Raw genomic sequence first — 12,361 nt, forward strand, 5'->3', positions numbered from 1 at the left:
CCTAGACTTCGGGCCGCCTCGCAAGGGGCGGCCTTTTTTCTGCCCGTCGTCAGGCCGCGCGGCTGAGCCTGTCGCGGCCGCCGCGCTTGGCGGCGTAGAGCGCGGCGTCGGCCCGTCGAAACAGCGAGTCGCCGCTTTCCTCCGGCTGCCGCGTGGCGAAGCCGAGGCTGACGGTGGCGGTGATCGTGCGGCCGTCACCCATCGGCACCGCCATCGCGCCGACCGCGGCGCGCAGCGCGTCGGCCATCTCCGCCGCCTGGGCAGGATCGATCCGCGGCATGATGATCGCCATTTCCTCGCCGCCGATCCGGCAAACCGTGTCGGCGTTGCGCATCCCGGCCATCACCGCATCCGCGATGCGCCTGAGGACCACGTCCCCGTTCGCGTGCCCGTAGGTGTCGTTGATCCGCTTGAAGTGGTCGATGTCGAGCATGATCAGGGACAGGGGCGCGCCGGTCTCCCGGGAGCGGGCGGTCTCCTCCTCCAGGCGCGCCGTGAACAGGCGGCGGTTGCCGAGGCCGGTCAGGCCATCGGTGAACGCCTGGGCCTCGAAGGCGGCGAGGCGGATGACGTCTTGTGCCGTTCGCCGCGCCAGGCGGGCGAGCGCCGTCACGATCGAGATGCCGACGACATGCACGAAGAGATGCATCGCCGCGTCGATGTCGAGAGGCGCGTCCGCGTCCCGCAACGCCCCGACGGTAATCGCCAGCATGCACGCGATCACCGCCGCGATCAGCGCGTGCCAGCCACGCTTCACCGCCGGATCCCGCGTCAGCCGCGCGACATCCCGCAACGGCACGAGCGCTTGCGATGCGATGGCCACCGACAGGAGATCGACGACCATACCGACGGAGATCATGCGACGCGGCCCCCGGATTGGGACGATCTGCGAGCGCATCCCGTGTGGTCCAAGGCTGCACGCGAGGCGCGAACCTGGTGCCGCCTCTGTCACGTCGACTGTCGTCCCTCCCTCAGCGGTATATCGCTTGACAAGATTGCGTGCAAGAATAAATCGGCGTTTTACTCGTTATCTGGCCGTGCAGCCGACAGGCGGTTGCAATTTATCTGGGTATGAACGACATAATTAATAAATATCAAGCAAAATTCGTCATGCTCGGAGTCTCAGGTATACGGCGTGGTTGGGGGAATGGGGGCTGCCAGAAATGTGCGCTGTGTGACCAGGAAAGGCTCAACCAGGCTGCGGTTGATCTCGCCGTGAGCCCGGCGCCGTCGCCCCGGCCGGACCGCCGGTCGCAAGGAGCGGTTTGACCGGACGCTGCGGTCCGGTCGCCGGGCGGATCGGGGATCCGCCCGGGCGTGGTTTTCTGGAGCCGCGCCTGACCGCGTCGCCATCGGACGCTGCTCGACGGTGTTGATTGTGCCGCATGGTCTATGGCGAGCCGGTTTCCCTGCGTCGGAAAACGGCTCTCGGCGGACGTGCATTGGCACGCCAACGCCGCGTCCGCGTGGACTCTGGATCGGTCGCGGATCGTTGCCGCAAAACCGGCGACCGCCGTTGCGGAGTCCGCTTGGGCCTGTCAGCGCATGGTCGGCATCACGAACTCGGCGCCGGCGCGGATGCCGGTGGGCCAACGGGTCGTGATGGTCTTGAGCCGGGTGTAGAACCGCACACCCTCCGGGCCGTGCATATGATGGTCGCCGAACAGCGACGCCTTCCAGCCGCCGAAGGAGTGGAACGCCATCGGCACCGGGATCGGCACGTTGATCCCCACCATCCCGACCTGGATCTGGTGCGCGAATTCCCGCGCCGCATCGCCGTCCCGGGTGAAGATCGCCGTGCCGTTGCCGAACTCGTGCTCGTTGATCATCCGCGCCGCGGTCGCGTAGTCGGGCGCGCGCGCCACCGCCAGAACCGGCCCGAAGATCTCCTCCCGGTAGATCGTCATGTCCGGGGTCACCCGGTCGAACAGCGTGCCGCCGACGAAGTAGCCGTTCTCGTAGCCTTGCAGCGTCAGCCCGCGGCCGTCGACCACCAGCTCGGCGCCCTCGGCCACGCCGCGATCGATGTAGCCCTTCACCTTGTCGCGGTGTTGCGCGGTGACCAGCGGGCCCATCTCGGCCTCCGGGTCGGTGCCGGGCCCGACCTTGAGGGCGCGGACCTTCGGGACCAGCTTCTCGATCAGCCGGTCGGCGGTCTCCTCGCCGATCGGCACCGCCACCGAGATCGCCATGCAGCGCTCGCCGGCCGAGCCGTAGGCGGCGCCCATCAGGGCGTCGACCGCCTGGTCCATGTCGGCATCGGGCATCACCACCATGTGGTTCTTGGCCCCGCCGAGGCACTGGGCGCGCTTTCCGGTCCGCGCCGCGGTCTCGTAGATGTATTTGGCGATCGGGGTCGAGCCGACGAAGGACACGGCCGAGATGTCGGGGTTGTGGAGAAGCGCGTCGACCGCCTCCTTGTCGCCCTGGATCACCTGGAACACGCCGTCGGGCAGGCCGGCTTCCTTGAGCCACGCGGCCAGCACCAGGGCGGCGGAGGGGTCGCGCTCGGAGGGTTTCAGCACGAAGCAGTTGCCGCAGGCCAGCGCGACCGGGAACATCCACATCGGCACCATGGCGGGGAAGTTGAACGGCGTGATGCCGGCCACCACCCCGAGCGGCTGGCGCAGGGAGTGGGAATCCACCCGCGTGCCGACATTCTCGGTGATCTCGCCCTTGAGGAGCTGGGGCGCGCCGGTGGCGAACTCGACCACCTCCATGCCGCGCTGAATCTCGCCCTTGGCGTCGGAGAGCACCTTGCCGTGCTCGGCGGTGATCACCGCGGCCAGCTCGTCGATGCGCTCCTCGAGGAGGCGCAGGAAACGGTTGAGGATGCGGGCGCGGCGAAGCGGCGGCGTGGCGGCCCAGGCCGGGAAGGCGGCGCGGGCGGCGGCGACGGCCGCCGCGACCTCGTCGGCGCTCGCCAGCGCGACGGTGCCCGATTGCTCGCCGGTGGCCGGGTTGAAGACCGGCGCAGTGCGGCCGGAGCGGCCCGCGACCTGGGCGCCGCCGACGAAGTGTCCGATGGTGGTCATGGTGGTTCTGAGGTTCCGGTTCTCTGGATCGATGCGCGTCTCGCCCCACCCTCCGCGTCACTCCGGACCCGTGCAGGGGGAGCCCGGAGTGATGCCGAGGGAGGACGAGCGTCGGTATTCAGGTCGTCGGGGGGACGGCGTTACGCCGCCCGCCGCAGGGCCTCGCCCAGCATCGACGCCATGGTGTCGATGTGCTCGCGCTCCGCGATCAGCGGCGGCGACAGGGCGATGATGTCGCCGGTGACGCGGATCAAGAGGCCCTTCTCGAAGCAGTCGGTGAAGACGTCGTAGGCCCGGGCCCCCGGCGCCCCGGCGCGCGGCTCCAGCTCGATCCCGGCGATGAGGCCGATGGTGCGGATGTCGATCACGTTCGGGCCGTCGCGCAAGGCGTGCATCGCGTCGTGCCAATGCGCCTGGACCTGAGTCGTGCGGGTGAGAAGATCCTCCTCCGCGTAGATCTCCAGGGTGGCGAGGCCGGCCGCGCAGGCGACCGGGTGGCCCGAATAGGTGTAGCCGTGGAACAGCTCGATCGCGCCCTCCGGCCCGTGCATCAGCGCGTCGTGCACCGCCCGGGTGGCGAAGACCGCGCCCATCGGGATCGTGCCGTTGGTCAGCCCCTTGGCGGTGGTGATCAGGTCGGGGGTGACGCCGAAATAGTCGGTGGCGAAGGGCGCGCCGAGGCGGCCGAAGCCGGTGATGACCTCGTCGAAGATCAGCAGGATGCCGTGCTTCGTGGCGATCGCCCGCAGGCGCTCCAGGTAGCCCTTCGGCGGCACCAGAACGCCGGTCGAGCCTGCCACCGGCTCGACAATCACCGCCGCGATCGTCTCGGCGCCGTGCAGCGCCACCAGCCGCTCGAGGTCGTCGGCGAGATCGGCGCCGTGCTCGGGCTGGCCCTGCACGAAGGCGTTGCGGGCGAGATCGTGGGTGTGGCGCAGGTGGTCGACGCCCGGCAGCAGCGGGAACATCCGGCGGTTGTTGACCAGCCCGCCGACCGAGATGCCGCCGAAGCCGACGCCGTGATAGCCGCGCTCGCGCCCGATCACCCGGGTCCGGGTGCCCTGGCCGATGGCGCGCTGGTAGGCGAGCGCGATCTTGAGCGCGGTATCGACCGATTCCGAGCCCGAGCCGGTGAAGAACACCCGGTCGAGGGCGCCGCCCGGGGCGATGGCGGCCAGGCGCTCGGCGAACTCGAAGGCGATCGGGTGGCCCATCTGGAACGAGGGCGCGTAGTCGAGGGTCGAGAGCTGGCGCTCGACGGCCTCGGCGATGCGGCGCCGGCCGTGGCCGGCATTGACGCACCACAGTCCGGCGGTGCCGTCGAGGACGGTGCGCCCGTCATCGGCCGTGTAGTGCATGCCCTCGGCCGAGACGAGGAGGCGCGGCGCCGCCTTGAACTGGCGGTTGGCCGTGAACGGCATCCAGTAGGCGTCGAGGCTCGGGCGGTTGAGGCGCGGCGGATGGGCGTTCATGGCGGGGTTTTCCTGCGGGTCATGCGGGGGCGGTGTCGGCGCCAGACAAGACCGTTCCGGCAACGGCAACAAGTCCTTTTCTCTCTCCCGGCAACCCTTTGACGGACCGTGCCGTGACGGTAGGGTGTTGCCTGATCCGCAACAGCCTCAACAGGGGACCCGGCGTGACCAACGACGAAGTGGGCGCGCGCCTGCGCCATGTGCGGATCCTGCACGGCCTGTCGCAGCGGGCACTGGCCAAGCGCGCCGGGGTGGTGAATTCCACGATCTCGCTGATCGAATCGGGCCAGACCAACCCGTCGGTCGGCGCCCTCAAGCGCATCCTCGACGCGGTGCCGATCGGGCTCGCCGAGTTCTTTTCCCTGACGCCGGAGCGGAGCGAGAAGGCGTTCTACGCCAGCGAGGAACTGGTCGAGATCGGCAAGGGCCGGATCTCCTATCGGCAGGTCGGCGACACGCTGTTCGGCCGCGCCCTGCAACTGCTCAAGGAGCGTTACGAGCCCGGCGCCGATACCGGCCGCGTGCCGCTGGTCCATGATGGCGAGGAGGGCGGCATCGTGCTCTCGGGCCGGCTCGAAGTGACGGTGGACGACGAGCGCCGGGTGCTCGGGCCGGGCGATGCCTATTACTTCTCCAGCCGCCGGCCGCACCGCTTCCGCTGCGTCGGCCCGAATCCCTGCGAGGTGGTGAGCGCCTGCACGCCGCCGACCTTCTGAACCGCTTGCCAATCCCAGATCGTATACAATATGCGTTCGAGTGAACCGGTGGAGTGGAGAGCATGGCGGTGACGGCGCGCGCGGGCGGGGCCCGATCCGTCCCTGGGAGCCTCGGCCACCGCACGGTCTCGGCGGCGGTGGCCGAGGCCCTGCGGCAGCGCATCCTCTCGGGGGCCCTGGCGCCGGGCTTCCAGCTGCGCCAGGACGCCCTGGCGGAGGAGTTCGGCATCAGCCGGATCCCGATCCGCGAGGCGCTGCTGCAACTCGAGGCCGGCGGCCTCGTCAAGATCGTGCCGCATCGCGGCGCGGTGGTCTCGGGGCTCTCGGTCGAGGAGATCGAGGACATCTTCCAGCTCCGCGTCTCCCTCGAGCCGCAATTGCTGATCCTCTCGGCCCGCCACCTGACGCCCGACGACGTCTCGGAGCTGCGCGCCCTGCGCGACGAGTACAGCGCCGCCCTCAAGGCCGGCCAGGTCGAGAACTGGGGCGAGTTGAACCGGCGCTTCCATCTCGGCCTGCTGCGCCATGCCGGCCGGCCGCGCTCCCTCGCCATCGTCGCGGCCCTGCTCCAGGATTGCGACCGTCCGACCCGCCTGCAACTCTCCGTTACCGGCGACGTCGCCCGCGCCGACATGGAGCACACCACGATCCTCGATTTGTGCGAGGCGGGCGAGGTCGTGGCGGCGGCCAACCTGCTGCGGATCCATGTCGAGCATGCGGGACGCTCGCTGGTGGAGATCTATCGCAAGTCGGCGACCGGCGGATGAGGCGTTGCCCGCTTACGGCGTCTTTCCCACCGTGCCCAGATGCTTGTCGAGGAAGCCGGCGATCTCGGTGAAGACCTCGCGGGTCTCCGGCGCGTCCGGGTTGAACAGGTACTGGGCATGGCTCATGCCCTCGAACACCTGGAGCGACGCCTCGACCCCGGCCTGGCGCAGCTTGCGGTGGGTCCGCACGGTGTTCGACAGAAAGAGGTCGCGGGTGCCGGTGGTCAGGATGGTGGGGGGCAGGCCGCGCAGGTCGCCGTAGATCGGCGAGAGCTGGGGGTCGCGCAGGTCGTGCCCGGCGGCATAGAGCCGGGCCGCATGCGTCAGGACGCCGTCATAGGAGACCAGGACGTTGTCCAGCCACTCGTTGGCCTTGTAGCTGTCGCCGGTCTCGGTCAGGTCGGACCAGGGCGTGCCCGGCGCGATCGCGGCCGGGAGCGGCACCCCTTCGCGCTTGGCCCGCAGCATCAGGGCGAGCGTCATGCCACCGCCGGTCGAGGTGCCGAACACCGCCATGTTCTCGGCCGGCTGAAGGGCCAGCGCCGCCTTCCACACCGCCATGGCGTCGTCCATCGCCGCCGGGTAGGGCGCGTCCGGAGGCATGCGGTAATCGAACGAGATCACCGTGAAGCCGCCGAAGGCCGCCATCAGCACCGCTTCAAGCGTGCCGGCCTCGCCCGGGTTGTAGACGTAGCCGCCGCCGTGGATGTGGACCAGCAGCCGGTGGCGATTGCGCTCGGGCACCACCTTCGGGGCGATGATCCACGCCTTGACGCCGCCGATCACCTCCGGGGTCGAGACGACGCCGAGGCGCTCGCGCAGGGCCGGCAGGGGCGCGGCGGTCTGGGCGGCGAGCTTGGCCACCAGCGCCTTCCACTCCGCCGCGCTGCCCGGATCGGCGTTCCAGGCCGGCACCCGGTAGGGCGCGGCGATCGCCGCCTGGAATTCGGGGCTCACCGTGCCCGGCACCGGGATGCGCCGGTTCGGCACGGTGCGCGGGCCGGGCGCGGCATTGGCGGCGTTCTGGGCCGCCTCCAGGCGGGCGAAGTCGGAGGCGTCGGCGGTCGGGGCCGGCGGCTGCTGCGCGAGGACGGCCGTCGGCGGCGCGACGGCCAGAAGCAGGGCGGCAAGGCGGCGCGGGCCGGGCAAGGGGCGCAAGTCCTGTCAGCGTGGAATCGCCCGCACGAGTCGCATGCCGGGTGCCGTCCGGCAAGATGGCCCCGCCTACGGCAGCCCCCGCCGCAGGGGCGAGACCGCATAGCCGTCGAGCAGGTCCTGCGGGTCGCGGTAGATCGCGGTGCAGCCGGCCTCGCTCAGGCGCGCCTCGGGACATCCGCCGCACAGGACGCCGATCACCGGCAGCCCGGCCCGCACGGCGGCCTCGGCGTCGTAGGGCGAATCGCCGATCACGATCGCCTGGCCCCGTGCCGGGCGGCCGAGCCGGGCGAGCGCCGCCTCGAAGATGTCGGGGTGCGGCTTCGAGCGTTCGGCCTCGTCGGAATGGGTAGCCACGTCGACGAGGTCGCGGATGCCGGCGATCTCCTGGTAGCGGTCCACCTCCTCGGCCTTGCCCGAGGAGGCGAGCGCCAGGACGTGGCCTTCCGCCTTCAGACGCTCGAACAGCGCCCGCACGCCGGGAAACGGCCGGACCTTCGGCAGGTATCTCTCCTTGAACAGCGCCGAGCGGAATGTCTCGATTGTCTCGCCCTCGCGCTCCAGGCGGTCTTTGGGCACGAAGACCGGCATCAACTGGTCGCCGCCCTTGCCGATCTGGCCGCGGACCGCCTCCGGCGCGACATCGATGCCGAAGTTCCGAAACGCCTCCGCCCAGGCCGCGGCGTGGAGGTCGACGCTGTCGAGCAGGGTCCCGTCGATGTCGAAGATCAGGTTGCGGATCATGGCGGGACTCAATCGTCTGTGGCAGCCGAGCACGAAAGCCCGGCAAAGCGCTGGGGTTCCGCCCCGGCTGCGGCCGGTGCGGCTGGCCTTCGGGCGCCCCGGCCGTTAGAGGTTCGTCAACGCCGTTCCCCGCCTGCCGGCGGGGCGGCCCTCAGGAAACCCGGGAAGTTGCCGATGTCCGTCCTGTCCAGAGCCTGCCTCGTCGTGGCCGTGGCCGCGCTCGCGGGCGGCTGCATCAACAATCCCCTCGGCCAGGTCGGCGGCGTGCTCCCGGCGGGCGATGTCGGCCCGCCGCCCTCCCTGCGCGGCGACGTGAAGCTGCCGGCCCGCAGCAGCGGCGACCTCGCCCAGGCGGCCACCGAGCCGACCCGCCGCCTCAACGTTCCGAGCAACACCCGCGCCGGCGACGCTTCGAGCGCCCAGCCCCGGCGCATCCGCCGCGAGGACATCGAGGGCGAGGGCGGTCCGAGCAGCAGCAGCAGCGGCCTGGCGCCCACCATGGGGTCGGGCGGGTCGGTCGGGCTCGGCGGCAAGTTCTAAAGCTCACGGCCTGGCGGGACCGGACTCCGCGGCGGCGTCCTTCGCGTGCGCTTTCGCGGCTCGGGTCGCCTGCGCCCGCGCGGTCTCGCGCAGGCGCCGTCGGCGCTCCTCCAGGCCGGTGCGGGTCGCCGGCCACCAGCCGCGGCCGGGGGCGTCGGGTGCTGCCGCCGGCATCGTCCCGGCGATCTCCGCGGGTGTCGGGATCCGCCACCAGCCCCAGACCAGGGGGCCCGGCGCGGTGATCGCCGGATAGTGGGCCAGCGCCTCGGTCTCCGTGATGGGGGCGTCGTCGAGGGCCTCGAACACCACGACGCCGGCCCCCGCCACCTCCACCGCCGCCCCGAGCGGCGGGGCGTCGCCCCGCGGCACCGGGTGGCGGCGGCGCCGTCGCTCCGCCTCGGCGGCGGGGTCGCGGGCGGCCTCGCGCCGGGCCCGCCGCGCCGCCGGCTCGTTAGCGGCCGCGGCCTCCTCGATCACGGCCCACGCCTCCTTCAGCGCCTCGTAGGAGCGCCAGGGCACCCGCCAGGCCCGGATCTCCGGCGTCCAGGCGGCGAACGGGATGGTGCGCAGGGTCTCGACGACCGTGCGCGAATAGGGCGTGCGGACCAGCAGCGCCTCGGGCTCCGCCGTCAGGTAGGAGCTGTCCAGCGGCTCGAAGGCGTAGGCGTCACGGCCCTTGTCGTCGCCATAGGCGTCGAGGGCCGAGATCTCCCGGGCAATCCAGGCGTCCGCCCGCTGCTCGGCGGTGGTGCCGGGCACGAACCAGCGCCGCAGCTTGCGCCGCCAGCGGGCGGTCGGAAAATTCTCCTTGAAGCGGGCCAGCAAGGCGCGGTCGAACGGCATCGCCACCAGCACGCCGGGGCGCTTGGCGGTGCCGGGCGCCACCGCGAAGCCCGCCCCGCGGGCGACCTCGCCAACGGGCGGGTCTTGCTCGTTCCTCGCCGCCTCCGTCACAGCCGCCTCGCAGCCCGTTGGGTCGTTCTGGTGCTCCTCCGACCCGCAACCTCATTCTGAGGCGCGGGTGGGACGAGCAGAGCTTTAGACCGTCGGGGCGCGCCCGCCATAATAATCGTCGAGGCGTCCGCCATAGGCCGGATCGGTGAACGGGTCCTCGCCCGGGCCGTGGCGCGGCGCGCCGGCCATGGTGTCGGCGTCGATGTCGATGACGTAGCCGCCGAGGCGCAGGTCGTAGGTCAAGGATTTCCAGGGCACCGGGTGGTAGCTCTCGCCGAAGCCCAGGAACCCGCCGAAGGACAGGACCGCGTAGGCGACCTGCCCCGTCACCTTGTCGACCATGAAGTTGTAGACGCTGCCGAGATGCTCGCCCTTGCGGTCGTAGACGGCGGTGCCCTCGACCTTGTTCGAGGCGATCAGCCGGCGGGTCTCGTCGAGGGCGAGGCCGTCGCCAGACGGGTCGAGCTGCATCGTGCCGGACTCGCGGAGGGAGCGCTCGTTGGGCGAGACGCGATTCTGCGGGAGTTCGGTCGGCATTGGCGGGCTCCGGGATCGAGGGACGGGTTCCTCGGGGAACCGGCCTCGTCCGCGACGGTTCCGCGCCGTCAGCGCCCCGTCTCTTCCTTCTCGTCCTCCTGCTGCTGCTCGGCCACCTCGGTGCGAACGGTGCGGCTCGCCAGCATCATCTCGACCGCGAAGGCGGCGAGCGAGGCCAGGGTGCAGACGATTGCGGCGCCGAACAGGCAGAACAGCACGCTCGCCACCGCGGCGTCCCGCAGGGTGCCGACGAACAGCGTCAGCACCGCGCCGCAGATCGCGACGCCGCCGAGCGCCGCGATCACCACCGCCACGTCGAGGGCGAGGCTGCGCCGGCGCAGGTCCCGGAGCCGGGCCTGGTCGCCGGGCCGCTCGCTGGCGCGGTCAGACAGCTTCTCGACCTGATCGGCGACACGGGCGTGCCGGGTCGAGAAGACGTTGAGCAGCGTCGCGATGCCGGAGAGCAGGAAGACCGGTGTCAATGCCACCTGGATGATGTGGGCGATCGAATCGACCTGGGACGGATCGGCGATGGGGATCATGCGGGGGAGGCACGGGAGGGAGGAGGTGGACGGATCTGCCACGGGCAAGAGCGCGCGGCGGTCCCGGCGGGGCGCCGCATCGCGGTTTCCGCTATGACAGGTGCCGCCGCGGAACGGCGGCACGATGAAGGGCAGGGGCGGATCAGCCCGCCGCGATCGCGAGCCGCGCGCCGTGGGTCAGCCGCCGGTCGAGCTCGCCCGCGTCGCGGCTGGCCCGGAACACCGCGGCCACCGGGCCCTCGCCGCGCGCCGCCAGGGCTTCGGACAAGGCGCCGCCCGTGCCTGCCGGGCTCGCCAGGGTGACGGTGGTGGCGGGCCCGAGCGGCAGGGTGACGGCGCGGGCCGGCTCGCCCAGGATCTCCGCCTCGACGATCGGCGCATCGGCCCCGGTGCCGAGGAGGGCGGCGTAGCGGGCGCGGGACGCCGCGGCGTCGCGCACCGCCACGGTGAGCGACCGGATCCCGGTGACGCCGTTATCGTGGCGGCGCACGTCGCCTTCCTGCACGCGGAGGCTCCGGGGCGTGACGTCGCCGCACAGGAACGGCACGTCCGAGCCGGGCGCCCGGGCGGTCTTCCAGTCCAGGCGGGCACCGTCCGGCCGGAAGCGGCCACCGGGCACCGGGTCCTCGATGTCGAGCCCGCGCCTTTGCGCCGCCGCCACGTCGGCGTCGATGTCGCCGGGCAGGAGCGCGTGATCGAGAAAACCTTCGCCGGCCCGGTGAGTGACCTCGGACCAGCGGTTGCCGGGCTCGGGTGTCCGGAAGGCGATCAGTTCGAGATAGGCGCCGTCCTCCAGCACCACCAGCACGTTGTGGGTGATCCCGTTCTGGTGCTCGCCGCCGCGGATCACCGTGAAGCCGAGGCTCGCGTAATCCGCGAAGGCGGCGTCGAGATCGGCGACCGCGATGACGAGATGGTCGAGGGTGAGCATGAGCGATCCTCTTTCGGCGGCCGGGCGGCTGACGCCCGCCTCTGGATGAGCACCGCTATAGGCGGCCTGCGCCGCGGCGGCGACCTCGACGGGCGATCCGGTGCCCGACTCCGGGCATCGGGTCGCGGTCAAGGAAACATCGGGCGCAACCTGGCGTTCTGGCCTCGACTTCGTTCCCCCCTCACGAGAGGACATCCCGATGCCGATCCCCGCCCGCGCCGCCCTGGCTGCCGCTCTTCTCGCCATCTCCGTCTCGGGCGGGGCGCATGCCGCCAACGACCTGCCGCCGCCGAAGACCGACGCGATGCCGCCGGTCGAGGTGACGATCACCGCCGAGAACGGTGTGCCACGCTGCGCCCCCGCCGAGCTGCGCCTGCCGGCCCAGAGCAACGTCGACCTGCACGTGACCAACCAGTCGACCATGCAAGTGTCGCTCACCGCGCCGCAGATCTTCCAGAACAAGAATGTGCTGCACCACGACGGCGACGTGGTCCACGTGGCGAGCAACGACGCCTATCTGGTCAAGGCCAACGGCAAGGGCGAGATCCGCCTGCGCACCATCGCGCCGGGCGAGTACACCTATGGCTGCACGGCGACGACGAAGCAGGACCAGCCGTTCACCGGCAAGCTGACGCTGGTCGATCCGGCGAAATGAGGGGGGTGGGGAGGCGATGTTTTCTCCCCCGGTGCTGCGACCTGCCGTGTCATACCATCGGCCCAAGATGCTGAGAGTCCGTTCGGAAAGGGTGACATCAGTATATTTCAAGGTTATGCGGAATGGCAGCACGTCGTGAATGGCTTGATGGCTCGGCCGTGGCTTGGACCAAAGAGAACAGACCGCGGTACGATCGCCGCAACCAGAGATACCCGAGTGATCTGACGCCAGACGAATGGCGCGAATTGGAACCCCTCCTACCGGTCGCTCAAGGGACCGGCAGGCCACGGACCTACAGCCTTCAGGAGGTCAT

General features: G+C 71.0%; 14 protein-coding genes. 5 read left to right on the plus strand and 9 right to left on the minus strand.

Annotated elements, in window-relative coordinates; translation table 11 throughout:
* Nucleotides 1–49: 49 nt before the first annotated feature.
* From VP06_RS33600 to aptA, 3 genes are all read right to left on the minus strand, one after another.
* On the minus strand, nucleotides 50–859 hold the full coding sequence (locus tag VP06_RS33600; protein WP_197093124.1) for a GGDEF domain-containing protein: 810 nt from the start codon (nucleotides 857–859) through the stop codon (nucleotides 50–52).
* 679 nt (nucleotides 860–1,538) lie between these two features.
* Nucleotides 1,539–3,035 carry a CoA-acylating methylmalonate-semialdehyde dehydrogenase gene (locus VP06_RS03740; RefSeq protein ID WP_048462497.1) on the minus strand — a complete coding sequence of 499 codons (1,497 nt, stop codon included), beginning with the start codon at nucleotides 3,033–3,035 and terminating at the stop codon, nucleotides 1,539–1,541.
* Between the two features lie 140 nt (nucleotides 3,036–3,175).
* Nucleotides 3,176–4,507, minus strand: coding sequence for an omega-aminotransferase AptA (aptA, locus tag VP06_RS03745; RefSeq protein WP_048462498.1), 1,332 nt, complete (start codon nucleotides 4,505–4,507; stop codon nucleotides 3,176–3,178).
* Between the two features lie 164 nt (nucleotides 4,508–4,671).
* Between aptA and VP06_RS03750 the strand changes: the two genes are divergently transcribed.
* Nucleotides 4,672–5,223, plus strand: a complete 552-nt coding sequence (locus tag VP06_RS03750; protein ID WP_048462499.1) for a cupin domain-containing protein — start codon at nucleotides 4,672–4,674, stop codon at nucleotides 5,221–5,223.
* Nucleotides 5,224–5,291: 68 nt separating this feature from the next.
* Nucleotides 5,292–5,990 (plus strand): GntR family transcriptional regulator, encoded by a 699-nt coding sequence (locus VP06_RS03755; protein WP_245291032.1) that lies wholly within the window; start codon nucleotides 5,292–5,294, stop codon nucleotides 5,988–5,990.
* 12 nt (nucleotides 5,991–6,002) lie between these two features.
* On the opposite strand, the gene VP06_RS03760 is transcribed toward VP06_RS03755, so the two are convergent.
* A complete protein-coding gene (locus VP06_RS03760; RefSeq protein ID WP_425350882.1) occupies nucleotides 6,003–7,139 on the minus strand; it encodes an alpha/beta hydrolase in 1,137 nt (378 codons plus the stop codon).
* Between the two features lie 75 nt (nucleotides 7,140–7,214).
* Nucleotides 7,215–7,889 (minus strand): HAD family hydrolase, encoded by a 675-nt coding sequence (locus tag VP06_RS03765; RefSeq protein ID WP_197093125.1) that lies wholly within the window; start codon nucleotides 7,887–7,889, stop codon nucleotides 7,215–7,217.
* A 174-nt stretch (nucleotides 7,890–8,063) separates the two neighbouring features.
* Here VP06_RS03765 and VP06_RS03770 point away from each other — a divergent pair, with 174 nt between their 5' ends.
* Nucleotides 8,064–8,429, plus strand: a complete 366-nt coding sequence (locus VP06_RS03770; protein WP_048462501.1) for a hypothetical protein — start codon at nucleotides 8,064–8,066, stop codon at nucleotides 8,427–8,429.
* A gap of 3 nt (nucleotides 8,430–8,432) precedes the next feature.
* Here VP06_RS03770 and VP06_RS03775 read toward each other — a convergent pair whose 3' ends face one another.
* The 4 genes from VP06_RS03775 to VP06_RS03790 form a co-directional block, all read right to left on the minus strand.
* Complete coding sequence (locus tag VP06_RS03775; RefSeq protein ID WP_048462502.1) at nucleotides 8,433–9,383, minus strand: hypothetical protein; 951 nt, start codon at nucleotides 9,381–9,383, stop codon at nucleotides 8,433–8,435.
* A gap of 84 nt (nucleotides 9,384–9,467) precedes the next feature.
* Entirely contained in the window at nucleotides 9,468–9,920 is a 453-nt protein-coding gene (locus VP06_RS03780; RefSeq protein WP_048462503.1) for a PRC-barrel domain-containing protein, read from the minus strand.
* Between the two features lie 68 nt (nucleotides 9,921–9,988).
* Nucleotides 9,989–10,462 (minus strand): DUF2721 domain-containing protein, encoded by a 474-nt coding sequence (locus VP06_RS03785; RefSeq protein ID WP_197093126.1) that lies wholly within the window; start codon nucleotides 10,460–10,462, stop codon nucleotides 9,989–9,991.
* 142 nt (nucleotides 10,463–10,604) lie between these two features.
* Nucleotides 10,605–11,393: a VOC family protein gene (locus VP06_RS03790; protein WP_048462504.1), complete on the minus strand. Its 789-nt coding sequence runs from the start codon at nucleotides 11,391–11,393 to the stop codon at nucleotides 10,605–10,607.
* A gap of 199 nt (nucleotides 11,394–11,592) precedes the next feature.
* Here VP06_RS03790 and VP06_RS03795 point away from each other — a divergent pair, with 199 nt between their 5' ends.
* Complete coding sequence (locus VP06_RS03795) at nucleotides 11,593–12,048, plus strand: cupredoxin domain-containing protein (protein ID WP_048462505.1); 456 nt, start codon at nucleotides 11,593–11,595, stop codon at nucleotides 12,046–12,048.
* Between the two features lie 122 nt (nucleotides 12,049–12,170).
* Nucleotides 12,171–12,361 (plus strand): transposase (locus tag VP06_RS37840; protein WP_425350883.1); only part of this gene is annotated, 191 nt, incomplete at its 3' end.

Origin of the sequence: Methylobacterium aquaticum, from assembly GCF_001043915.1 — a bacterium.
GTDB classification, from domain to species: Bacteria; Pseudomonadota; Alphaproteobacteria; order Rhizobiales; family Beijerinckiaceae; genus Methylobacterium; species Methylobacterium aquaticum.